Origin of the sequence: Saccharothrix sp. BKS2, from assembly GCF_047689505.1 — a bacterium.
Classification (GTDB): domain Bacteria; phylum Actinomycetota; class Actinomycetes; order Mycobacteriales; family Pseudonocardiaceae; genus Actinosynnema; species Actinosynnema lopnurensis.
This window is the reverse complement of the sequence record NZ_JAUQOL010000015.1, coordinates 177,991-202,000: the sequence shown is the minus strand read 5'-3', so window position 1 is coordinate 202,000 and position 24,010 is coordinate 177,991. Positions and strand designations below refer to the sequence as shown.

The following is a 24,010-nucleotide window of genomic DNA, read 5'->3' as shown; positions in this document are numbered from 1 at the left end:
CGACGGCTTCGGCGTTTTATCGCCTTTCCCGGGTTGATTTCCGATCGGCCGGGGGAGAGGGAAGAGCACCATGTTCGACTCGAACAGCTACCACCTCTGGCACGGCAACGCGCCGATGGCGGACTTCTTCCGCGATTCCGACCCGGACATGTTCCTGGTCAGCGGCGCGGGCAGCAGGGTGCGCGACGCGGCCGGCCGCGAGTACCTCGACGCCCGCTCCTCGATGTGGAACGTCACCCTCGGCTACTCCTGCGAGCCGGTGAAGGCCGCCATGCGCGCGCAGCTGGACGTGCTGCCCTCGGGCACGGTGATGCGCTACGAGCACCCGACGCGCGTCGCGGCCGAGTACGCGGCCCGGCTCGCCGCCGCGCTGCCCGGCCCGCTGGACCACATCAGGTTCGGCAACACCGGCAGCCAGATGACCGAGGCCGCCGCCATGCTGTCGCGGTTCCACCGGCGGATGACCGGCGAGCCCGAGCGCACCCACGTCATCACCGTGAAGGGCAGCTACCACGGCACCGGTCCGCTGGCCACCGCGCTCACCGGCGAGGAGGTGTTCCACCGGTTCTCCGCGCCGCTCGACCGGTTCGTCCGCACCGCGCCGACCCCGGACTTCACCGACGGCGACGACGACCCCGTGCGCCCGGTGCTCGACCTGGTCGACGAGATCGGCGCGGAGCGGGTCACCGCCGTCATGGTGGAGCCGGTGCTCGGCACGTTCGTCCAACCGGTGCCGCACCGCTACCTCGACGCGCTGATCGCCGAGTGCCGGGCCCGCGGCATCCACGTGATCGCCGACGAGATCACCACCGGCGCGGGCCGGGTGGGCGCCATGACCGTCAGCGAGCGGCTGGCCGACGTGCCGGACATGGTGGTGCTGGGCAAGGGGCTGAGCGCCGGCTACTTCCCGCTGGCCGCGCTCGCCGTGTCCCGCCCGATCTACGACGCGCTCCACGGCACCGAGCACCGCGTGGGCTTCCTCAACGGCTCCACGACCGACGGTCACCCGATCGGCATGGCCGCCGGCGCCGCGGTGCTGGACGTGATCACCGCGCCCGGCTTCTTCGGGGACGTGCGCGACCGGGCCGCGGCCCTGCGCGACGCGCTGCGCGAAGGGCTCTCCGACGTCCCGGCGGTGCGCGCGGTCGGCGGTGAGGGCATGATGATCGGCATCGAGCTGGCGTACCGGGACGGCACGCCGTGGTCGCTGACCGACACCAACCGGCTGCGGCTCGCGTGCCGGGACCACGGCCTGCTGACGAGCTTCTCCGTCGGGGTGCTGCCGCTCATGCCGACGCTGGTCATCGACCCGCCCGACGTCGCGGACCTGGTGGCGCGGCTGGGCAAGGCGCTGCGCGACTTCCGACCCGGGAAGCCGGCTTGAGCACTGGTGGGCGCCTCGGCGCCGTGCGGAACCTGGTCGTGGCCAACGGGGTGACCTCGTTCGGCGCGAGCGTCACGGAGTTCGCCCTGCCGCTGGTCGCGCTGACCCTGCTGGACGCCTCGGCGTCGACGGTCGCCCTGCTGTACGCGACGTCGCTGGCCTCGCAGGCGCTGGTGAGCCTGCCGGTCGGGGTGTGGGTCGACCGCGCCGACCGCGCCCGCGCGGCCGTGTTCGGCCTGCTGGCGGGCGGGCTGGTGGTGCTCGCGGTGCCCGCGCTGACGGCCGGTGGCCTGCTGACGACCGGCTGGCTGTTCGCGGTGGCCGTGGGCGTCGGGGTCACCTCGACCGTCGTCCAGGTCGCCGCGCAGGCCCTCGTCCCCGCGCTGGTCGGCGGGCAGCAGCTGCTGTCCGCCAACGCGGGCCTGACGTTCGGCCGCTCGCTGGGCACCATGGTCGGCCCCGGCGCGGGCGGCATCGTGGTCGGCTGGATCGGCGCCGGCTTCGCGCTGCTGGTCGACGGCGTGAGCCAGCTGCTCGCCGCGCTGCTGCTGGTGCGCCTGCGCGACCCCGCGCCGGACCGCCGGGCGTCGGACCGGTCGCGCCGCGCCGCGTGGCTCGGGGTCCAGGTGGTGCTCGCGGACCCCCTGCTGCGGCGCATCCTGGTGGGCACCACGGTGTTCAACGTCAGCGGCGGCCTGATCGGCAGCCTGTACTTCCCGTACGCCTACCAGGACCTGGGGCTCTCGCCGATCGCCCTCGGCATCGCGGCCATGGTCGGCAACGTCGGCCTGCTCGCCGGCAGCGCGCTGGCGCCCCGCGTGGTCCGGCGCCTCGGCCTGACCAGGGCCGCCACCCTGTCCGACACGATCGCGGTCGCCTCGTTCGGCCTCATCCTGTCCGCGTCGCTGCTCTCCCCCCTGGTGGTGCTGGCCGTCTACGAGTTCCTGTTCGGCCTCTCGATCTCGGTGTTCCGGGTGAGCGTGGCGACCCTGCGCCAGGAACGCACCCCGGACGTGCTCCAGGGCCGCGTGTTCAGCACCGTGCTGCTGGGTCCGATGTTCGGCGCCCCGGTGGGCGCGGTCCTCGGCGCGGTCCTGGCCGGTCCCCTCGGGACGCCGGGCGCGATCGCGGTCGGCCTGGCGGTGGGCGTGCTCAGCCTGACCCCGTACTGGCTGCCGGGCTGGCGCACCGAACCGGCGCCGGACCCGGCCCGGTGACGCCCGGTCCGGTGACGCCGGCCCGGTGACGTCGACCCGGTGACGTCGACCCGGTGGAGGAAGCCCCCGCTACGCCGCGACGTAGGGGACGGGCCAGTGGCGCATCCGGAACGGCAGCACCAGCACGGTGTCGGCGCCGCGCAGGGCCAGGCCGAACTCCACCGCGTCGGCGAGGGCCTCGGTGGCCGCCTCGTCCAGGTCGGCCGGCGACGTGGCCCCGGCGATGGCGCGGAACTGGTCCGCGCTCTCGCCGTCGATGGTCAGGTGGACGCTCTCGCCGCCGGGGCGGACGTCCTTCACCGTCACGAAGCCGGGCCCGACGCGGTAGTAGTAGGCGCCGTACCGGTAGGCGTCGCGCCACGCGGCCACGCACCCGACCGCGTCGCCGACACCCCGCGCCGGCGGCACGAGGTGGTGCAGGTCCCGCGGCCCGACCAGCGGCAGCCCGCCGAGCACCCAGTCCAGGCGCAGCGTGTGGCTGGTGCACCCGCGCAGGAACCGCAGCAGCCGCAGGTCCTCGTCGAGGTCGGCGCCGGCCCGCACCGGCTCCTCGACGAGCACCCGCTCGTAGCCCGCCGCGGCGATCTCGGCCGGCGCGGCGGTGCCCCACCGCTCCAGGACCAGCGTGCGCCCGGTGCCCTCCCCGCGCGGCTCCCGCGTCACCAGACCGGTGCCCGTCGTCGTCCGGGTCATCCCCGTCACCCCACCTTCACCGGCGCGGCGGTGGTCGCCAGCGCGAGGTAGCCGTCCGCTTCCGCGAACACCAGCCCGCGGCTCAGCAACGCGTCCAGCCAGGCCCGCAGGTCGTCCGGGTCCGGGTGCCGGCCCGCGTCGCCGAGCCGGCGCAGCAGCGCCGGGAGCGTCCGGCCCTGCTCCAGCTCCCGGTAGGCGGCCACGAGGTCCGGGTCCTCGATCACGACGTCCTCGTGCGGCCAGCCGACCCGGCGGTCCTGGAGCACGACCGCGCCGTCCTCGTCGAGCCGCCGCAGGTAGCTGTCCGGGTAGAGGTCGTGCCAGGCGTGCACGAGCGCGACCAGTTCGGCCGCCTCCGCCTCGGACAGCCCCCGGTCCGGCGTGTCGAACAGGTACACCAGGTCGGCCTTCTCCGCCTCGGGGAGCCGGTAGACGTGCGCGTAGAGGTCCGCGCTGCTGCGCTCCGGGAAGCCGAGCGCCGGGTTGTCGTAGTACGGGCTGAACCGCTCCAGCAGGATCCGGCCCGCCGCCGAGGGCGGTTGCAGGTGGCACAGCGCGGGCAGTTGCCGCACCACGTCGGCGTACTCGGCCGCGGTCTCGCCCGGGAACCCGTAGAGCCAGTTCCACGACACGGTCAGCCCGTTGGACTCGCAGTCGCGCAGCGAGCGGACGTTCCGCAGCCCGGACACGCCCTTGTCCATCATCTTGAGCACCGGGCTGACCAGGGACTCGATGCCGGGCTGCACGTGGGCGACGCCCGCCCGGCGCAGGACCTCGATCTCGGCGGGCTTCAGGTTGGACTTCAGCTCGTAGTGCACCCGCAGGTCCCAGCCCAGCTCGGCGATCCGGGGCAGCACGGTGCGGAAGTAGTTGTTGTCGATGATGTTGTCCACGGTGATCACGTCCAGCACCTGGTGCCGGGAGACCAGGTGGGCCAGCTCGTCGAGCACCCGGTCCGGCGACTTGGACCGGAACTCCATGAGCGTCCCGTTCAGCCCGCAGAACGTGCAGTGGTGCGCCTCGCCCCACCAGCAGCCGCGCGCGGTCTCCACCACGAGCTTGGGCTCGACGTGGCTGCGCACCGGCGAGGCGTCGAGGTGGGCGAACCAGTCGTCGAAGTCCGGCACCGGGATCCGGCCGGGCGGCACGGGGTGGCGCTGGGTGGCGTTGACCCGCCGGGTGTCGCCGTCCCACCAGCACAGGCCGGGCACGTCGGCGAACGGCACCTCGCCCTCCAGCGCGCGCAGCAGCGCCGGGAACGCCACCTCGCCCTCGCCGCGCACCACGTGGTCCACGAACCGGTAGTTGCGGTGCAGCGCGATGCCCATGTCACCGTCGCAGTTGCCGCCGCCGAAGACGATCGCTACCTCGGGCGCGAGCTGCTTGATCCGCCGCGCCACCGCCAGGCTCGGCACGTTCTGCATGAACGTGGTGCTGAAGCCGACCGTGTCCGGCGCGCCGTCGAGGATCTCGGTCGCGGCCAGCTCGACGAACTCCGCCGCGTAGGGCCGGATCCGCCGCGCCCGCTCGACGTCGACCGAGTGCCTGGTGAGGTAGTCGTCCAGCGCGGTGACGCCGAAGTCCGGGTCGTCGTGCAGCACGCCGGTGAACACCCAGTCGCCCAGGCCGTGGAACAGCCCGTTCTCCGCGACGTCGGTGTAGTCGGCGGCGCCGAGCTCGCCGTCCGTGGCGGCCATCAGGAACTCGGTCAGCCGCAGCCCGCCGTGGTAGGCGCGCGGCACGGGCAGACCCTCGGCCGCGCAGCAGGCCCGCAGCAGGCCCAACGGCAACGACGGCGACTCGATGGCCTGCCACGGCATGGCGGCGAGGCACGTCGACCTGGGCACGGCTCCTCCTGGGGAAGCGTTGGGGCGGACCGACTCGGGTGGGACCGGCGCGCCGGTCCCACCCGGTTCCGAACTGCTACTTCGCGGTGTTCCGCTTGGCCGCGAGGTCACCGCCCTGCAGGTACTTGCACACCCCTGTCACGGTCGTCTTGATCTCCACCTTCTTGATCTTCATGTCACGTCACCTCCTCCCGCCGTCTCGATCCCCACCGCCCGCAACCGGATCCGGTGCCGGTGCAGGAACCAGTCGTGGACCGCGGCGGGCTCGCGACCGGTCAGCGCGCCGAGCCACTTCGCCACGCCGGCGAGCCCGGTCAGCCCCAGCCCGGTCTCGATCCACCCCTCGCCGTGCTCGTGCCACGCCTCGCGCCCCGAGGGCGTCCTGGACTCGCGCACGAGGTAGTTCATGCCGATCGCGATGTGCCGGACCTCGTCGTGCCGGATGTGGTGGTACAGCCTGCCGAGCGGGTCGTCCGCGAACACCTCGCGCAGCAGCAGGAACTCGTCGGCGGCGAAGCCCTCCAGCATCGTGTGCACGAGCGCCTTGCCCAGGTACGGCAGCGCGGTCAGGCCCTCGTCGAGCGGCTCGACCATCTCCTGGCACTCCTCCGGCTCGCCGCCCACCGCCCTGGCGTAGCGGTAGAAGGCGTCGGCGTGCCGCGCCTCGTCCGAGACGGCGGTGGCGAGGCTGAACCGCAGCGCGGTGTCCTCGGTCTGCACGGCGAGGGTCGCGGCGGCCACCAGCCCCGCCTGCTCGGCGTAGTAGCCGCGGGAGGCCAGCTTCCAGGCCAGCTCCGCCCGCTTCGCGTCCCGGGTGAACGAACCGCTCGCGACCACGTCCTCGACCCGCCACGGCGTGCTGTCCCGGCCCAGGCCGAAGATGCGGTAGGTCAGCTCGTCGGCGTCGAGGGCCTCGGGGCGCAGCAGTCCCATTCAGACCGATCCCTTCGTGAGTGTCGACGACCCCAGCGCGGCCAGCGCGGCGTCCACCACGGCGGGCACGTCGGGGGCGAGCACGGCCTGCAAGCCGGGGTTGACGGGCGCCGGGCAGGCCGCGCCGCTGACCACCCGCACCCGGTCGGGCGCCACCGCGCCGGCCGCGACGAGCTGGTAGGCCAGGGAGTGCATGAGCGAGCACGCCGGCGGCGCCTCGTCCACCAGCACCGCGCCGTCGGTGGCCGCCACCAGCTCGGACAGCAGCGCGACGTCCAGCGGCGCGGCGGTCCGCAGGTCGACGACCTGGGCGGCGCGCCCGTGCCCGGCGAGCGAGGCCGCCGCGCCCAGCACCGTGCGCACCGTGTTGCCGATGCCGACCAGCGTCACGTCCCGCCCCGCGGTGACCCGGTTGGGCACGCCGAACGGCAGCGCCGCCGGGGTCGGCTCCGGTTCGGGCAGCGACTCCCAGCCGGGCGCGAACAGCGCGGGTGACTCCAGCACCACCACCGGGTCGGGGTGGCGCAGCGCGGCGGCGAGCAGCCCCGCGGCCGAGTTGGGCGAGCCCGGCACCGCCACGACCAGCCCCGGCACCTGCGCCAGCATCGCGTGCGGCGCGTGCTCGTGCTGGGCGCCCAGGTGCTCGCCGCCCCTGGTGAGCGCGCGGATCGCGAGCGGCACCCGGAACTGGCCGTCGGTCAGGTAGCGCCACTTGGTCGCCTGGTTCACCAGCGGGTCGAACGCGCTGAACAGGAACGCGGCCCGCGCGACGTTCACCAGCACGCGCCGCCCGGTCAGCGCCATGCCGGTCGCCATGCCCAGCATGGCGTTCTCGGCGATCGGCAGCTGGACCATCCGGTCGGCGCCGAACAGCTCGCGGTGGGCGGCCGGGTGGTGGGTGCACAGCACGGCGAGGTCCGGCTGCTCCTCCAGCGCGGTGCGCAGCGCGGCGGACGCCGGGTGGCGGCGGGCCATCAGGCGGGCCCGGCCCAGCCGGCGACGGCCACCGCCGTCGTCGCGGAAGCGGGCTCCGGTTCCGGCGTGGCCAGGGCGTCCGCGACCACCCCGGCGACCTCCTCGGCCGCCGAGGCGCGCACCGGGACCGGGTCGACGCCCAGGGCGAGCAGCCCGTTGGCCGCCACCTCCAGCGGGTCGCGCGCGCGCCAGTGGTCGACCTCGGCCACCGGCCGGTACTCGGGCGGCACGTCGGGGCCGGACTGCGCGTGGAAGTGCCGCAGGTAGGTCCGCGCCACCAGGACGCGGGGCCCGGCGCCGGCCCGGCACTCGGCGAGCAGCTCCGCCGCCGCGCGGGCGACCTCGGCGACGTCGTTGCCGTCGACCAGGCGGTGCCCGACGCCGAGCCCGCCGACGAGCTCCGCCGGGGACAGCGAGCTCACCTCGTGGCTCGGCGTGTGGTCCTGCCACCCGTTGTCCTCGCACACCACCAGCAGCGGCAGCCGGAGGTGCCGCGCGATGGTCAGCGTCTCGTAGGCGACGCCGGCCCCCAGCGCGCCGTCACCGCAGAACACGACCACCGCGCGGCCGTCGCCGGCGCGCTGCTCGTTCAGGGCGACGCCCGCCGAGATCGGCAGCTGCGCGGCCACGATCGAACTGGCGCCGAGGAACCGGTTGGCGCGGTCCGCCAGGTGCATCGACCCGCCCTTGCCGCCGCACAGGCCGCCCTGCCGGGTGAGGATCTCGCGCATCACGGCGAGCGGGTCGGAACCGCAGGCCAGCGCGTGCCCGTGGCAGCGGTAGTAGCTGACCACCCACTCCTCGGGGGTCCGGTGGGCGAGCACCCCGACCGCGACGGCCTCGTGCCCGGTGCAGGGGTGCACGAAACCCGGGACCAGCCCGGCCGCGGTCATCCCCAGGACCTCTTCCTCGAAGACCCGGATCAGGCACATCGCCCGGTACGCGGCGATCAACTCCGCCTCGGTCATGCGGCCCCCATGGCGATGATCACTATTCGTGGATTGCGCGGTCGCTTTCGTCGGGTGGGCTCGATCGGCACTGCACGCTAGGGGATACTAAGATCGCCTGGGAGCGGTGACCAGGAAAAACAGGGGGAAGAACACGAACGGACGCAGCGATGCGCTGTTCGTGTGCGGGTATTCAGCCGAACGGTCGTGGGCGTCCGGATATTCGGTGCAGTCGGGTGGGGAAACTTTCGTCCGTCGTCGTGCAACGGAAGATCACAATGGCGCGGTAATTGTCCGGTCATTCTTCAACGGTTGACAGTTCCCGGTGGGCGCGCTTCGGGATTCCGGTGACCCGGCGGCGGGGGTCGGCGGCCACCCGGCTCTTCCCCCGGGTCACCCGCCCGGGTCGTCCGCGCGGTCGTCCGTCGACCACCCCGCGCGGTGCCGCGGTGGCCGATCTCGCGTGACGTGCGGGCTCGGGCCGACGTGGTGGGCGTCGACAAAGGCGGAAAATCCGTTGCGACCCGCTGCGGCGGAGATCCATGCTCGGCGCACACCGATAACGGAAGGTCGAGATTGTGGCGATCACGGGAAATCGAGGGCCGCAGCGCTTGCCGCGCTATGCCGCGATCCTCGCCGCGTGCCCGTCCCGCGACCGGCGCGACGTCACCTCGGCCCGGCCCGAAATGCCGGTGAACCGCGCGGGCTCCCCACCCTGATCGGAATCAGGCGCACGGGGAGCCGCCCATCGGGAAACCGATCCGGGCGGTTTTTCTTCGGCACACCGCGGGGCACCCCGGCTCCGCCGAGCCCCTGTAGCCCAGTCGGACAGAGCGCCGCGCTACGAACGCGGAGGTCCCAGGTTCGAGTCCTGGCAGGGGCACCGCCGTCCGGACCGTGGCCACGGTCCGGACGGACCACGAAGGCCGGCCCGGGGCCCGCACCCCGGGCGCCTCTACACGATGTGCGAACAATCGTCCACCGAATCGCCATGATCTTTTCGCCAGTTGACCGAAAAAGTTGCGCCCAATAGAGACGGCGAATTTCGTGCGTAGTGTGGCGCAGATTACTTGACCTCTCCGCCGAGCAACGGTTTTACTGCCGCTGCGCGTTCACCTACCAGTCAGTAGAAGATCGGCGCGCAGCCAATACGAGGGCGGGCACGCCCATTGTTCCCTGTTGCCGCCGGCCTGATCGGCGTGATCAGCAGTGGGTGCCGCCTGCCGCAACGGGAGTTCGGCATGTCCCTGCTCGACCGGCAAGAACGCGGTCGCCACCGCTGTGCGCGAAGCGGCCGGATCCGCATACTGCTCCTCGTCCTGGTGGGCATCACGACGGCGGCGGCACTCGTCGCACCGGCCGGATCGGCGGGCGCCGGCGCGGTCGGGGACACGGGCGGAGGTGGGCGGGTCCAGTCGTTCTGGCTGCACTGGAACGGGTCGCCGGTCTCGGACGCCACCCTGGCCACCGAGGCGCGCAGGCGTGCCTACATCGTGCTCAACGCCTGGGAAGGCGCGCTGGTCCCCAAGCTCAAGGCGGCCAACCCGGACGTCCAGGTGTTCGTCTACAAGGACCTGACCTCCACCCGCTCCTACGCGTGCCGCAACGGGGTGGACGACGCGCAGCTGCCGACCGGTGTCGGTTACTGCGAGGCGGAACGCCACCACCCCGAGTGGTTCCTGCTCGACCCGAACGGTCGCCGGTTCGAGTACAGCGGCTATTCCGGTCACTGGCAGATGGACGTCGGCAACACCGCCTACCAGCGGGCGTGGGCGGCCAACGTGATCAAGAGCAGCACCGCTTCCGGGTTCGACGGCGTGCTCATGGACAACGCGCTGTTCCCGTGCGACGCCTACCACGAGGGCGTGTGCCCGGCGAAGTACCCGACCGACGCGGCGTTGCAGGACGCCTACCTGTCGATGTTGGCGGGCACCCGGGACGATTTCGTCGCGGCCGGGTTGAAGACCGTCGCGAACCTGTCCAACGCCCGCCTGCACGCCGGCGCGTGGGACGCCTACACCGAGCACCTCGACGGCGGTTTCGACGAGTGGTGGCTCACCTTCGACGACACGAACCTGCTGTCGGAGTACCCCGAGGGCTGGAGCAGGCAGGTCGCCCAGATCGCCTCGAACGAGGCGCGCGGCAAGATCACCTGGGTGCAGCCGCACTTCACCCACGGCCAGGACCGGCCCTACCGCTACGCGCTGGCCAGCTACCTGATGGTCAGCGGCGAGCGGGCCGCGATCGCCGACGTCGACGAGACCGACGGCTACGACGACCCGTCGCCGTGGCGCGCCGAGTACGACTGGGACCTGGGCGAGCCCTCCGGTCCGTACCGCCCGGTGGCGAGCAACGTGTTCCAGCGCGACTTCGCCTGCGGCACGGTGGTCGTCAACGCCAACCGGACCGCTTCGGGCCCGGTCACCGTCCGGCTGGGCACCGGCACGCACACCGACGAGCGCGGCGCGGCCGTCACGTCGGTGTCGCTGCCGGGCACCTCCGGGTCGATCCTGCGCAAGCACTGCTGAGCACCGCTCCCGGTGGCCCGGGGCGGAACCGGCACGGCGAGGGAGCCGGCTCCGCCCCTCTCGTCCGCAGACCTGCGGTGTGCCGGCGCCCGATGGGCTCGATGGTGTGCGTGCCGGTGGTCGACCGGTGGGACCGGGACGAGGTGGGCATGACGGACGAGGTGGCCGGTGGCAGCGGCGCGTTACCGGCCGGGACCGGTCAGCACGTGGTCGCATCGGGCTCGGCGGTGACGGTCCAGGCCGGTCGCGATGCGGTGGTCGAGGTGCGGCAGGTGGTGCACGGGTCCGTTCCCACGAGGAGGCCCGGACCGTGGTGACCGCGCGCCTAGGTGCGGGGCGCGTGGCCGCCGAGCCCGGCGCGGCCGACGAGCTGATCGGGTTGTGCGGACACCGGCCCCTGGCCCTGACCACCGCCACTCGCGGCGCCGCCACCCGCCCCACCACCCGCTGACGGAGTTCGCCACCGAACTGCGCGGCGCGGGCCTTGAAGCGCTCGACCACGACACCGACCCCGCCGCCGGCCTGCCCGCGGTGCTGTCCTGGTCCCTGCGCCGGCTCACCGACCGGCAACGCCTGGCGTTCGCGTTGCTGGGGACCATCCCCGGACCGCACGCCGGGCTGCCCGCCACCGCCGCCCTCCTCGACCTGCCGGTGGGGAAGACGTACGCGGTGCTGCGGGCGCTGACCGACGCTTCGCTGGTGGACCGCGCTCCCGGAGGCCGCCACCACATCACCCCCTGGCCGCCCTGGGGGACCACGAGCGGGCTCGCGCGGTGTGGCGGGAAGCGCTGCGGCTGTACCAAGAGCAGGGCCGCGACGACGCCGCCCGGACACAGCGCCAACTCGACGACCTCGACCGGCCGGGCTGATCCCCGAACCGGCCGGGATTCGGCAACCCGCACCGCGCCACCGGACCCCGCCGATCCGGCGACAGGACCGCCCCGGCGACGCACCGTCCGGTCAACACCCGCACCGGGCGCGGAGCGTCACCGCGGAGCTACTCGTGGGCAGCCCTCTTGCATTGTGCGGCAGGCAATTCGACAGTGGTCCCGTCTTGTGGTCAACCGATGAAGAAATCCCGAGCACGAGGTGCGCGCACCCCGCGCCAGAAGCGCGCGTCGGCGCAGCCGACGATCACCAAGCCCCCCAGCAACGGCAGGACCATGGCCCCCTCGACCGCCAACGCGCTGGTCAGCGCGATCCAGAACAGCAGTCTCATGCGAGCAGAATAGGGAGATGCAGGTCACACCTGTAGTGGATTTGGGAAAGGCTTGAGGTAAAGGACCCGACCCGCAACACGGCGGACTCCCCACCGGCCCCCGACCGGTCACGACGAGGTTGCGAACCCGTCCTCCTGATCGTTTTGTCGGACCCCGTCGCTAGCCTCCCCGCCAACACACCGAGGACGACTTCGCAGGAGGACACCGTGGGCTGGCTCGACGCCGCGTCCGGGTACCAGGTGAGGCTGGGGGAGAACGGGCGCGTCCAGTGCCGCAACGGCAAGGGCAAGCTGCTCTCCTCCGTGCCGGCCTCGCTCAAGGAGGACCCGCGGGTGGTCCAGCTGCGGCAGCTCGCCGAGTGGCTGGCGCGCCACGAGGCCGAGTGCCTGTCCGCTGTGGACGGCTGGATGGTCCGGTCGCTGCCCGTGCCCACCGCGCTCATCGCCGAGGTCTGGGCGGACACCGCGTGGGCGGGCGCGCTGCGCGACCTCGTGGTCACCGCGGACGACGAGGTCGGCTTCCTGCGCGACGCCGACCCGGACCGGGGCCTCGGTCTGGTCACCCTCGACGGCGACACCGTCCGCACGCGACCGGAGGCGGTGCGCATCCCGCACCCGGTGCTGCTGGACGACCTCGACGAGCTGCGCGAGTTCGGCGCGGAGCTGGGCGTGGAGCAGAAGGCGCAGCAGCTGTTCCGGCAGACCTTCGCCCGCCCGGCGGACCTGGCCGGCAAGCGGTCCGTGGACGACTACGCCGGCGGGAAGTTCGAGCAGCTCAACCACGCCCTCGGCCGGTGCCGCACGCTCGGCTACCCGGTGCGCGGCGGTGACGCGGTCTACGCCGCGTTCGAGGACGGCCGCGTGGTGGAGGCCCGCTACTGGCTCGGCTCGGACTACCCCGAGGGCGAGACCTGGACCGGCGACCTGCGCTGGGCGCTGGAGGACGGAACCGCGCTGGCGTTGCCCGACGTCGGACCGGTCGCGTGGTCCGAGGGGATGCGCATGGCCTCGGCGATCCACGCCGGGCGCGTGGTCGAGGAAGCGGCGGTGGCGTGATGTCCGACGACAAGGTGCTGATCAACGCCGGGGCCGTGCTGCCCGGCGCCGACACCGCGGGCGACGACCGCGACACCATCACCGCCCGCCACTACACCCACCCGGCGCTCGACGACCGAGTGGTGGTCCGGCTGACCCCGGCGGTGCTGGGCCGGGCCGAGGACCTGACCTGCGAATACCTCGGTTTCGGGGAACCGGCGCGCGTCACCGGTGTGGGCACCGGGCGGCGCAGCGCGCTCGGCTTCCCCGCCTGGGCCCTGGTGCACGACCCGGCCAACGCCCACCACGCGCTCAACCTCGTCAAGGACGTGGAGCGCCTGGCCCGCACGGCGAAGTCCCGCGCGGGCGCGGCCAAGGACGGCTTCACCGCGCTGGGCGACATGCTCGGCCGCTCCGCGCCGCACTTCCTGCCCACCTTCTACGAGCAGGCGGGCCGGATCTTCCTCCAGCACGGCAACCCCACCTACGCGGCGAGCATGTTCGGCAAGGCGCGGGAGGCCGAGGAGGTGCACGACCTCGCGGTGGACCCCGCGCGGATCCGCGAGGTGTTCCTGGAGTTCGCCTTCGCCGGCGCGCTGACCGCCAAGGCGCTCTCCGCGCACGCGAAGGGCCTGGCCCGCAAGCACGACCCCGACGACGCCTACGAGCTGTTCCTCACCCTGTGCGTGGAGCGCACGCGCGGCGGCCTCCCGCCCTACACCGGTATGCCCGAGGACCTCCGGCGGCTGGCCAAGGCCGCCAAGCGCACCCCGCGCGCCGAGGACGAGCGGCTGCTGCGCGCCGTCCTGGACAGCTCCGCGATCAACCGCGCGGGCGCCGGGTTCTGGAAGTCCTACCGGGACTCCCTGGTCGCCGTCGCGAAGGGCGACGCCGAGGTGCGCGCCCGGCTGCTGGCGTTCGTGCCCGACTCGACCGCCGCGCTGGACACCTGGTTCGACGTCCTCGACGCCTGCGGCGCGACCGCCGCGCTCACCGGACCCGCGGGCGAGGTGCCCGCCGACCCCGCCGGGTGGCTGTCGTCGGTGGTCGGCGTCCGGTCGGGCGGCTGGCGCGCGGTCGGCCGCTCGCAGCGGCTGCTGGACCTGGTCGGGCGGATGGCCGACCGGCTCGTCGCCGACGCCGTGCCGGTGAAGGTGCTGCGCTACTGGCGGCAGGGCGAGCTGGACCTGCTGGACCTGCTGGTCTCCCGCGGCGTGCCCGTCGCGCACGGCGAGCGCGACGAGGTGCGGTTCGACGTGACCGGGTGGCTGGCCGACCAGGAGCCCGGCCGCCGGGACCTGACCGCGCTGGCCGCGTCCGACCGGTTCGGCGCCGCCCTCGGCGAGGGCCTGGCCGAGCACGCCCGCAACCACGCCCGGCCCAGCGTGGTCGGCCCGGAGGTGCTGCGGTCGGCCACCGCCGTGCCCGGCCTGCGCGCCGCGCTGCGCCAACTGCTCACCTCCCGCGCCGCGGCCGTCTCCGCCACCAACCTGCCCGACCTCGAACGGCACCTGGACCGGCTGGCCGTGCTGCGGCTGCCCGAGGCGTTCGCGGACGTGCCCGAGGCGGCCGAGTCGATCGCCGCCACCGACGTCGCCGCCGCCCTGCACCGGACCCTGCGCGCCGGCCTGTTCGACGAGCTGGGCTGGCCCGCGCTGGAGGAGGCGGTCGCCCGGCTGGAGCCCTCCGTGCCGAAGGGCCAGGCGCTCACCGCCTGCGGCGAGGGGTGGCCGGCGCTCGTGCTGCGCGCCGGCGAGACCTTCGTGGTGGTGGGCCCGGACGGGGTGCTGGCCGAGCACGTCGCGCGCATCCCGCCCGACGCCCGCCACCGGTGGTCGTTCGAGCCGACCGCGTCCTGGTTCGACGGCGTCCTGCTGGTGCGCTGGCAGGGCCCCGACGGCGAGCTGGCCTACTGGAGCGACGCGCCGGACCGGGTGATCAAGCACGACGACGGCCGCTACCACTACCACCACCGCCGCGACCTGCCCCTGCCGTCGATCGCCCTGACCGGCGGCGCCCGCTTCACCGGGCGCCGGGCCGTGCGCCCCGGCGACACGCAGCTGCCGACGTCGCAGGAGGCCCACGGCGACGGCGTCGGCGTGTGGACCCAGCACCACGACCGGGACTGGCGCTGGCGCGAGGTCGACCCGGCGACCGGTGAGCTGGGCCGGGTCAGCCTGCCCCGGTTCCTGGAGGACTTCGCCGCCGACGGCGCCGAACTCCAGCTGGCCGACTGCGACCTGCGCCCCGCGACGCCCGCCACCGCCGGCAGCCCGCTCGGCGCTGCCGACGGCCTGCACGGCTGGCGCCTGCGCCGGGAGGCCGACCGGTCGTGGACCGGCGAGGGCGTGGACGGCCGCCGCGCGCGGTTGCCCGCGGGCACCACTCGCCCGACGGGCCTGCTCCGGCTGCCCGGCGCGGACGTGGTGCTGAGCGGGGGCCGCGACTCGGTCTCGCTGCTGGCAGAGGACGGCGCCGTGCTCGGCACGGTGTCCGCGGGCGGCTGCCACCCGAGGTTCGCGGCGGGCACGCCGCTGGTCCCGCCCCGGGACTGGTGGCACCTGCTGAGGCCGCGCGACGAGGCCGGGTCCGCCGCGCTGCGCGCGGTGACCAGGCGGGCGGTGGACGACCTGCTCGCCGCGGCGGCGGTGGAGGGCGGGACGGGCAAGCGCACGATCCGCCAGCGGTTGACGGCCCTGGTGCGGGGCGAGCGCGACGAGCTGTCCGCGGCGATCGTCAAGGCGCTGCCCGGCCTCACCCACCCCGGGCTCGTCACGGGCATCGCGGACCTGGTGCGCCGGGCCGCGGACCTCCTGGACTCCTACCGCGGCTACGGCGAGATCGCCGCGGCCGCCCGCGCGGTGCGGCCCGAGGCCGCGCCGACCGGCCCGGAGGTCACCGAGCAGGACCTGCACGCCGCGCTCGACTGGTTCGGCGGCCGCCGCTCCCACCGCTCGAGCGGGGCCGTGCCGACGACGCTGCCCGCCCTGATCGCCGCCCTCGGGGAGGCCGCCGCCCGACCGGCGGCCGGCACGCTGCCCGAGGCGCACAGCCCGGACTGGTTCCACGCGCTGCCCGACCTCGGCGCGCTGGTCCACCGCGTCGCGTCGCCGCTGACCCCCGACGAGCACCGCGACGCCCTCGTGCTGGTGCTGCGGCACCTGGCCGACAGCGGCCTGGCCGACGGCCACTGGCGCGTGGTCCACGTGGTGGTGCCGCCCGGCGACGCGGTCGTCCACCGCCGGGTCGTCCCGGTCGGCGACGGGTTCATCGCCCCGCTGGAGTCGCAGTGGCGCTCCGAGCCGGGCAGCCGCTTCACCGGCCTCCAGCTCACCCGCACCCCCGGCCGCTACGAGCTGCCCGCCGGCTGGCAGCTCGAACACGCCGACGAGGTGCGCACGCCGTTCGGCGGCGAGCGGCTCCGCCGGTCCCTCGACGCGCTGGCCGAGCACGGCCCCGCGCCGTGGTTCCCGGAGGCTGTGCCCGCGCTGGTCGAGCGCACCGGCCTGGGCACCGCCGAGGCCACCGTGCTGCTGGCCGGGATGCCCGGCGTCGCCGGCTGGGAGGCCAACTACCTGGACGCCGGGCACCGGCGGCTGCTGGAGCTGTCCGCGGCCGGCGCGAAGGCCGCCAAGGCGCGGCTGGGCGGCCTGGACACCACCTACCGCCGCCGCCTGGTGGCCGCCGCCGTGCCCGCCGACCCGGCCGAGCTGTGGACGCGCGGCCCGGACGTGGACGCGGTCGCGCGGGTGTGGACCGACGAGCACGGCTACCGCGCGCCCGTGCCGGACGACGTGCTGGTGGACGCGGTCAAGCAGGTGGGCGTGCGCGAGGTGGCCGAGTACGTCACCGGGGTGGTCAACCCCGACCGCACCCCGTGGCTGACCACCGACGCCGAGCTGCGGCTGGAGGGCGGGGAGCTGGTCGGCCACGACCGCGGCGGGTTCCACCAGCCGGCGCTGGTCGCGGTGCCGCAGGTGCTGCTGTGGCTCGCGCAGCGGCTCCCGGTCGGCTCGCCGCTGCGCGTCCGGCTGCCCGAGGCCCTGGAGCTGACCAGACGGCGCGTCGCCCACCCGGGCTTCGCCGTCAACCTGAGCTCGTGGAGCTCCACCGACGCCGTGCGCGCCCTGCTGGGCATGGACGTGCCGGAGGACAAGGTGGCCCACCGGTACCGCGACTGGCTCGACGTGATCGGCCACAGCTCCTACCACTGCCGGCTGGTGGTGCGCCCGGGTCTGCTCGAGCCGCAGGACCGCGACGTGCTGGCCGCCCTGGTGGAGATCACCGGGGACCGGGAGGTGCTGTGGGCGCTGGACCTGCTCGCCGACGACGGCCTCACCGCGGCCTGCTCCGCGACCGCGCCCGGCCACGTCGACCCGGCCGCCTGCTTCCAGGACCCGACCGTGTCCGCGCCGCCGCTGGTGGGGGAGGTCGCGGCGAGGTTCGGCCTGCCCGAGGACGCCGCCGCGCTGTACCTCCAGCTGCTGGCGCTGCCCGACCCGACCGACGCGAACGTGGTCCGCTGGACCGGGTGGAAACCCGCCCGGCTGCGCGCCGCCCGCGCCGCCCTGGCGTCCACCGACCTGGTGCTGACCGCGAAGCGCGCCCGCGCCGGGCGCTCGCTGTTCCTGCCCGGCGGGTGGCTCGCGCTCGGCGCGCCCCACCTGCCGCTGGAGGCGTGGAAGGCCCCGCTGTTCGGCTTCACCTCCACCCCGCCGGGCGTCATCGCGCCCCGCGAACCGATCGCCGACCTGTTCGCCCGCGCGTGGCGCCGGGTGCTCGACGGCGACGCGCCCGCCTACGAAGAGCTCAAGACCGGAGGACGCCGGTGACCGCCACCCAGCAGAGCGGGCCCCCGAGGACCGGACCGAGGCAGGTCGAACCCGCCGAGGACGCCCACCGCGAGGAACTGGCGTTCCTGGCGGCCTTCGACGAGGGCCCGAAACCGCCGGGCTGGCGGCTCACCCCCAGGGCCGCGGTCACCTTCGTCATGGGCAGCGGCGGCGCGCTGGCGCTGCCGCGACCGGTGGCCGGACTGCCCGCGCGCCTGGTGATCAGCCCCAAGTTCGTGGGCGAGCGCGCCCTGGTGGAGCGGGCGGTGGTCACCCTCGCCGGCGAGCGCGGCCTGCTGCTCGTCGGCGAACCCGGCACGGCCAAGTCGATGCTGTCGGAGCTGCTGGCCGCCGCCGTGTCGGGGAACAGCGGGCTCGTCGTGCAGGGCACCGCGGGCACCACCGAGGACCAGCTCCGCTACGGCTGGAACTACGCGCTGCTGCTGGCCGAGGGGCCCAGCCCGCGGGCGCTGGTGCCCTCGCCGGTGCTCACCGCGATGCGCACCGGGGGCGTGGTGCGGGTCGAGGAGATCACCCGCTGCCTGCCCGAGGTGCAGGACGCGCTGGTGTCGATCCTGTCCGACCGGCGGATCGCGGTGCCCGAGCTGTCCGGCACCGACGCCTCGGCCGTGGACGCCGCGCCCGGCTTCACCGTGATCGCCACCGCGAACCTGCGGGACCGGGGCGTGTCGGAGATGTCGGCCGCGCTCAAGCGGCGGTTCAACTTCGAGGCGGTCGGGCCCATCGGCGACCTGGCCGCGGAGACCGCGCTGGTGCGCCGGCAGGCCGGGGCGGCGCTGGAGCGGGTCGGCGCGCCGTTCGCGGTGGACGACGTGGTGCTGGAGGCGCTGGTGACCGCCTTCCGGGACCTGCGCAACGGCGTGTCGGAGGAGGGCTGGGCGGTCGAGCGGCCCTCCACCGTGATGAGCACGGCCGAGGCGGTGTCGGTGGCGACCTCGCTGGGCCTGGCCGACGCGTACTTCCCCGGCGACCGCGACCCGCTGTCGCTGCTGCCGGGGCACCTGCTGGGCGTGGTGCGCAAGGACGACCCCGGCGACGCGGCCCGCCTGCTCGGCTACTGGGACGGGGCGGTGCGGCGGCGGGCCGAGTCGGGGGCCCGCGCCTGGCGGCGGCTGTGGGAACTGCGCGATGTCCTCGACTCCTGAGGTCGTCGACCGCCTGGCCGGTCACCGGGCGCCGTTCCTGATCGGGGTGCGGCACCACTCGCCCGCGCTGGCGGCGGTGGTGCCCGCCCTGCTGGAGGCGTGCGCGCCGGAGGTGCTGCTGGTCGAGCTGCCCACCGAGCTGGGGGAGTGGCTGCCGCACCTGGCCGCGCCCGACCTCGTGGCGCCGGTCGCGCTGTCCGGTGCCGCGCGCGACGGCGGCGACCTCGCGTTCTACCCGTTCGCGGACTTCTCCCCGGAGCTGGCCGCGATCCGGTGGGCGTTCCGCAACGGCGTCGAGGTGCGGCCGTGCGACCTGCCGCTGGCGCTGCGCGGCGACGGGCACCGGCGGGGTGAGCGGGGCGCGTCGCCGCTGACCGAGGCGCTGCGCCGGGCCACCACCGGCCGCGACGGCGACGACCTGTGGGACCGGCTGGTCGAGGCGGCGGCGCCCGGCCAGACCGCCGAGGCGGTGCGGCGGGCCGCGCTGCTGGTCGGCTGGGCGCTGCGCGAGGACGCGGCGGCCACCGGGGTCGACCCGTTCGACCTGCGTCGCGAGGCGTGGATGCGGCGCGAGGTGGCGCGGGTGGGCGACCGGCGCTGCGCCGCCGTGATCGGCTCCTTCCACGCCCCGGCCCTGCTGGGCGGTCCCCTCGACGAGACGCCGGGACCACCGGTCTCCGAGGTGGTCACCTCCCTGGTGCCCTACGGTTTCGCGCTGCTCGACGAGCGCTCCGGCTACCCGGCGGGCATCCGCGACCCCGAGTGGCAGCAGGCCGTGCTGGAGGCGGCCGGCGACCCGGCCGCGGTGGAGGCGGCCGCGGCGGCGGTGATCGTGCGGATCTGCGCCCGCATCCGGGAACTGGGCCACCCCGCCGGCCCGGGGGAGGCCCGCGAAGCCCTGCGGCTGGCGACCGACCTGGCCCGGCTGCGCGGGCTGCCCGCGCCCGGTCGCGGCGAGGTTGTCGAGGCGGTGCAGACCGTGCTCACCCACGCCGAACCGCTGGGGCGCGGGCGCGTGGTGGCGCGGGCGGCCGGTGACGTGCTGGTCGGCCACCGCACCGGCCTGCTCGCCCCCGGCACGCCCAGGTCCGGCCTGGCGCCCGCGGTCGAGGACCTGCTGTCGTCCCTGCGGCTGCCCGGTCCGGGCTCGCGGGAGCCGGCCGTGCTGCGGCTGGACCCGCTGCGCTCGGCGCTGGACGCCCGGCGCGAGGTGGCGCTGCGGCGGCTCGCGGTGCTGGGCGTGAGCTACGCGACCGGGACCGCGACCACCGGCGTCGGCGGCGGTGACGCGCTGACCACGCGGTGGACGGCGACGTGGACCCCGGCGACGGCGGCGACGCTGCCGGTGGCCGGCCTGTGGGGCGCGACCCTGGAGCAGGCCGCGCGCGGTCGGCTGCGCGCCCGCCGGGCCGAACGCGACCAGCGCGGCGGGCCCACCCCCGCCGACGTGCTGGCGGACCTGTCCGACGCGGCCGCCTGCGGCCTGCCCGACCTGGTCGGGGACCTGCTCGCGGACGTGGCGACCACGCTGCCGTCGGCGGCGACCCTGCGGGAGCTGCTGGCGGCCCTGGACCTGCTCGACCGGCTGCGCGCGGGCCACCTGCCCGGCACCCCGGGCGACGTGCTCGACGCGCACCCGCTGCTGGCGCGGGAGCTGGAGACCACGGCGGTCGGCCTGCTCGACGGGCTGGCCGGGTCCGAGGACCCCGAGGACGCGCGGGCGCTGGTGGAACTGGGGCAGCGGCACGACGCCCACGGCGCCGGCCTGCGGCTCGCGGCGGGCCTGCGCCGGCTGGCCGACGAGGGCGCGCCGCTCATCGCCGGCGCGGCGGGCGCGGCCCGGGTCCTGCTGGGCCTGCTGCCGCCGGCCGCGCTGGGCGAGCGGATCGCGTCCTGGGTGGACGGTGCGACCACGCCGCAGCGGCGGGACGTGCTGCGGCGGGCGTTGACCGGCGTCCTCGCGGCGGCCGGGTCGTTGCTGGAGACGCCCGAGGCGCTGGAGGGCCTGGTGGAACGGGTGGAGCGGTTGGCGGACCAGGACTTCCTGGACCGGCTGCCCGCGTTGCGCGGCGCGTTCACCTCGATCGGCCCCGCCGCGCGGGCCCGGGTGCTCGCGGTGGTCGAGGAGCGGACCGGCACGGCGGTCGACCGGCTCGGCGCGCCCGACCCCGAACTGCTCGCGACCTGGCTGGAGGCCGAGCGCGCCGGGGCGCGGGCCCTGCTGGCGCACGGCCTGGGGGCGCCGCGGTCCGCTGTGGACGAACCGGTCGCCGGGCCGCCCGCCGCGGTGGCCGACCCCACCGGCCTGCCGGTGGCGGTGCGGTGGCGGCTGGTGCTCGGCGCCCGCGGCGAACGGCCGGCGGGCGCGGCGCGCTACGCGGCGGCGCTGGACGAGCTGTACGGGGCGGACCGGGGCGAGGGCGCGTCCGGCGGCGACCTCGGCGCGGACCGCTCGAGCCCCTTCCCGGACGTCCGGGAGTGGTCGGAGGAGCTGCGGGAGCTGTTCGGCGAGGGCGTCCGCGAGGAGGTGCTGGCCGCGGCCGCGGAAGGCGGTCGCCTGGAGGCGGCCCTGGAGATCGACCCCGGGTCGGTGCGCCCCTCGGTGGAGCTGCTGCGCACCGTGCTGTCGTTGGCGGGCGGCCTGTCGGAGGGCGCCGTGGCCCGGCTGCGGCCCCTGGTGGCGCGGCTGGTCCGGGAGCTGACCGCGCAGCTGGCCAACCGGGTGCGGCCCGCGTTGACCGGCCTGCGGCTGCCCACCCCGACCCGCCGGCCGGGCGGCGGCCTCGACCTGCCGCGCACGTTGCGCGCCAACCTGGCCACCGCGCGCCGGGACGCCTCGGGGCGGGTGCTGGTGGTGCCGGAGCGGCCGGTGTTCCGCACGCGCGGTCGCAAGTCGGCCGACTGGCGGCTGGTGCTCGTGGTGGACGTGTCCGGGTCGATGGAGGCGTCCACGGTGTGGGCGGCGCTGACCGCGTCGGTGTTCGCCGGGGTGCCCGCGCTGTCGACGAGGTTCCTGGCCTTCTCCACCGAGGTGGTGGACCTGAGCGAGCGGGTGGCCGACCCGCTGTCCCTGCTGCTGGAGGTGCGCGTGGGCGGTGGCACGCACATCGCGGGCGCGCTGCGGCACGCCCGGACCCTGGTGACCGTGCCGGAGCGGACGATGGTGGTGCTGATCAGCGACTTCGAGGAGGGCGGGCCGGTCGCGCCGCTGGTCGCGCAGGTGCGGGAACTGGTGGCCTCCGGCGTGACCGTGCTGGGGTGTGCGAGCCTGGACGACACGGGCGTCGCGCGGTACTCGGCGTCCGTGGCCGGCGCGCTCGTGGCGGCCGGGATGCCGGTGGCCGCGCTGAGCCCGGCGGAACTGGCCCGCTGGGTGGGGGAGAAGGTGCGCGGATGACCCTGGGAACGACCCTGCCGCCGGTGGCGCCCGTCGTGGTGGCGGACGTGCTCGACGCGCTGCCGCCGCGCCTGCGCAAGCGCGTGGACGCGGCCCTGGACAGGACCGCCTCGTGGACGGTGACCGGCTCCCCGGACACCGCCCGCGCCGAACTGGACCCGGAGACCACCCTCACCTGGACCCTGCGCGACGGCGTCCTGACCGCCGCGGCCGACCTGGTCTGCTCCTGCCTGCTCGCGCCGAAGTGCCTGCACCGCGGCATCGCGGTGGCCGCGGCCGACATCGCCGAACCGGACACCCCGCCGCAGGCTCCGGCTCCTGCCGCCCCCACACCTCCAGCCACCTCCCTCATCCCCGATCCCGCTTCCTCGCCTTCCCCCACTCCCTCACCTCCCTCCACCTCCTCACCGTCCCCCTCCCCGGTGACCGAGACCGAGCGGCAGGCGGCCACCGCGCTGTGGCAGGCGTGCGCCACGATCCTGCGCTCCGGCGCGACCGGCAGCGGCGCGGTGGTGCGGGCCGAACTGCTGCGGGCCGTCCACACCGGACGCGTGACCGGCCTGCACCGGGCCGCCACCACCGGCCTGCGCATCGCCTCGTCCCTGGCCGCGGCCCGCACCGGTGACTCGTCGTTCGACCGCGAGGTGCTCACCGCCGACCTGGTCGAGCTGATGCTCCTGTGCCACGACCTGCGCACCGGCACCGGCGACCCGGCCGAACTGCGCGGCACGGCGCGACGCGAGTACCACCCGATCGGTGCCCTGCGCCTGCACGGCCTGTGCACCGAACCGGTGGTGGCGACCTCCGGCTACGGCGGCGTGGTCACGCACCTGGTGGACGACACCGGTCGACTGTGGACGGTGCCCGCGATCACCCCCGGCGGACCCGAACGCGTCGCGGCCGCCGCCGGCGGACCGGTCGCCGTCGGCGAATCCGGTCTGACCCACCGGCAGCTGGGACGCGCGGGCCTCCTGCTGTCCGGCGGCACGGCGTCACCGGACCACCGGCTGGGCGCCGGCAAGGCGGTCCGCGCGGTGGCCGCCACCGGCGCGGCCTGGGACGAGCCACCCCTGGCCACCCTGTGGACCCGACCCCTGACCGACCAGGTGGACCGCGCCCACCAGGCCCGCACCCGCCCCGACACCCACCGCCCGGCAGCCGCCGACCTGCTGTTCCTCGACGCCGCAGTGCTGGGTCCGGCGGGCCCGGCCCTGAGCGTGGCCGTGGGCGATGCCCGGGTGGACCTGATCGGCGCGGGCGACCGCGCCCACGACAACCTGCGCGTCCTGTCGACCGCGACCGGCCTGCGCCTCAAGGTCGTAGCCCGCCTGCTGCCCGACCGCCCCGGCACCGCCACCGCCCTGGCCGTGTCCGGCGACCTGGACCTGCCCACCGACCTGCGCCACCACGTGGACCTGGGCCTGGACCGCCTCCAGCACTCCCACCTGGGCAGCCACGCCCACGAGCCGGCACCCCCACCCCCACCGAACGCCAACCCCACCCTGACCCCCGCCAGCCGGACCCCACCCCCGCTGCGCCCCCTGGCGAACGTGCTGCACCGCATCGCCCTGGGCGGCCGGGCGGTGGCCGCGGTGTCGTCGACCTCCCGCGAGGTGACCACCCTGACCGCCAACGGCCTGACCACCACCGCCGACCTGCTGGCCGACCTCGCCGCCACCTCGCGCGACCGCGAGCGCGACGCGTTCGGCCGCGTCGTCCGCGACGCGGGCGACGCCTTCCCGCTGGCCTGGCTGAGAGCCGGCCTCCACGTCCGCGAGTTCACCCGAGCCGCCGCCCACCGGGCCTGGCTGGACGCCACCACCCCCTGACGCCCCGG

At 75.4% G+C, this 24,010-nt stretch carries 15 protein-coding genes and 1 tRNA gene; 10 read left to right on the top strand and 6 right to left on the bottom strand.

The window, feature by feature from the left end:
• The first annotated feature begins 70 nt into the window (after positions 1–70).
• Both Q5530_RS29940 and Q5530_RS29935 read left to right on the top strand, forming a co-directional pair.
• A complete protein-coding gene (locus Q5530_RS29940) occupies positions 71–1,384 on the top strand; it encodes an aminotransferase class III-fold pyridoxal phosphate-dependent enzyme (protein ID WP_415366165.1) in 1,314 nt (437 codons plus the stop codon).
• Complete coding sequence (locus Q5530_RS29935; protein WP_415366163.1) at positions 1,381–2,601, top strand: MFS transporter; 1,221 nt, start codon at positions 1,381–1,383, stop codon at positions 2,599–2,601. The genes Q5530_RS29940 and Q5530_RS29935 overlap by 4 nt, the downstream gene beginning before the upstream one ends.
• 69 nt (positions 2,602–2,670) lie before the next feature.
• On the opposite strand, the gene Q5530_RS29930 is transcribed toward Q5530_RS29935, so the two are convergent.
• The 5 genes from Q5530_RS29930 to Q5530_RS29910 all read right to left on the bottom strand — a co-directional run bounded on the left by Q5530_RS29930 (position 2,671) and on the right by Q5530_RS29910 (position 8,017).
• The gene (locus tag Q5530_RS29930; RefSeq protein WP_415366162.1) at positions 2,671–3,294 is read right to left on the bottom strand and encodes a DUF5825 family protein; all 624 of its coding nucleotides are present in this window, start codon (positions 3,292–3,294) and stop codon (positions 2,671–2,673) included.
• A 5-nt stretch (positions 3,295–3,299) separates the two neighbouring features.
• Positions 3,300–5,141: a RiPP maturation radical SAM C-methyltransferase gene (locus Q5530_RS29925; protein WP_415366161.1), complete on the bottom strand. Its 1,842-nt coding sequence runs from the start codon at positions 5,139–5,141 to the stop codon at positions 3,300–3,302.
• A gap of 171 nt (positions 5,142–5,312) precedes the next feature.
• On the bottom strand, positions 5,313–6,074 hold the full coding sequence (locus tag Q5530_RS29920) for a ferritin-like domain-containing protein (RefSeq protein ID WP_415366160.1): 762 nt from the start codon (positions 6,072–6,074) through the stop codon (positions 5,313–5,315).
• Complete coding sequence (locus tag Q5530_RS29915) at positions 6,075–7,049, bottom strand: transketolase C-terminal domain-containing protein (protein ID WP_415366159.1); 975 nt, start codon at positions 7,047–7,049, stop codon at positions 6,075–6,077.
• On the bottom strand, positions 7,049–8,017 hold the full coding sequence (locus Q5530_RS29910; protein ID WP_415366158.1) for a thiamine pyrophosphate-dependent dehydrogenase E1 component subunit alpha: 969 nt from the start codon (positions 8,015–8,017) through the stop codon (positions 7,049–7,051). The genes Q5530_RS29915 and Q5530_RS29910 overlap by 1 nt, the downstream gene beginning before the upstream one ends.
• Before the next feature lie 788 nt (positions 8,018–8,805).
• Between Q5530_RS29910 and Q5530_RS29905 the strand changes: the two genes are divergently transcribed.
• The 3 genes from Q5530_RS29905 (at position 8,806) to Q5530_RS29895 (ending at position 10,841) form a co-directional block, all read left to right on the top strand.
• Positions 8,806–8,879, top strand: a tRNA-Arg gene (locus Q5530_RS29905).
• 439 nt (positions 8,880–9,318) lie between these two features.
• On the top strand, positions 9,319–10,524 hold the full coding sequence (locus Q5530_RS29900; protein ID WP_415366157.1) for a putative glycoside hydrolase family 15 protein: 1,206 nt from the start codon (positions 9,319–9,321) through the stop codon (positions 10,522–10,524).
• A gap of 92 nt (positions 10,525–10,616) precedes the next feature.
• Positions 10,617–10,841 carry a hypothetical protein gene (locus Q5530_RS29895; protein WP_415366156.1) on the top strand — a complete coding sequence of 75 codons (225 nt, stop codon included), beginning with the start codon at positions 10,617–10,619 and terminating at the stop codon, positions 10,839–10,841.
• Positions 10,842–11,584: 743 nt separating this feature from the next.
• Here Q5530_RS29895 and Q5530_RS29890 read toward each other — a convergent pair.
• Positions 11,585–11,743 carry a hypothetical protein gene (locus Q5530_RS29890; RefSeq protein ID WP_415366155.1) on the bottom strand — a complete coding sequence of 53 codons (159 nt, stop codon included), beginning with the start codon at positions 11,741–11,743 and terminating at the stop codon, positions 11,585–11,587.
• Between the two features lie 207 nt (positions 11,744–11,950).
• On the opposite strand from Q5530_RS29890, the gene Q5530_RS29885 reads away from it, so the two are divergent.
• The 5 genes from Q5530_RS29885 to Q5530_RS29865 are packed head-to-tail and all read left to right on the top strand — an operon-like array spanning position 11,951 to position 24,002.
• Positions 11,951–12,799 (top strand): DUF4132 domain-containing protein, encoded by an 849-nt coding sequence (locus Q5530_RS29885; RefSeq protein WP_380631872.1) that lies wholly within the window; start codon positions 11,951–11,953, stop codon positions 12,797–12,799.
• Complete coding sequence (locus Q5530_RS29880) at positions 12,799–17,610, top strand: hypothetical protein (RefSeq protein WP_415366154.1); 4,812 nt, start codon at positions 12,799–12,801, stop codon at positions 17,608–17,610. Before Q5530_RS29885 ends, Q5530_RS29880 begins: the two co-directional genes overlap by 1 nt.
• The gene (locus tag Q5530_RS29875) at positions 17,607–18,776 is read left to right on the top strand and encodes an ATP-binding protein (protein ID WP_415366153.1); all 1,170 of its coding nucleotides are present in this window, start codon (positions 17,607–17,609) and stop codon (positions 18,774–18,776) included. The genes Q5530_RS29880 and Q5530_RS29875 overlap by 4 nt, the downstream gene beginning before the upstream one ends.
• Complete coding sequence (locus tag Q5530_RS29870) at positions 18,760–22,173, top strand: DUF5682 family protein (protein ID WP_415366152.1); 3,414 nt, start codon at positions 18,760–18,762, stop codon at positions 22,171–22,173. Before Q5530_RS29875 ends, Q5530_RS29870 begins: the two co-directional genes overlap by 17 nt.
• Complete coding sequence (locus tag Q5530_RS29865) at positions 22,170–24,002, top strand: hypothetical protein (protein WP_415366151.1); 1,833 nt, start codon at positions 22,170–22,172, stop codon at positions 24,000–24,002. Before Q5530_RS29870 ends, Q5530_RS29865 begins: the two co-directional genes overlap by 4 nt.
• Positions 24,003–24,010: the final 8 nt, after the last annotated feature.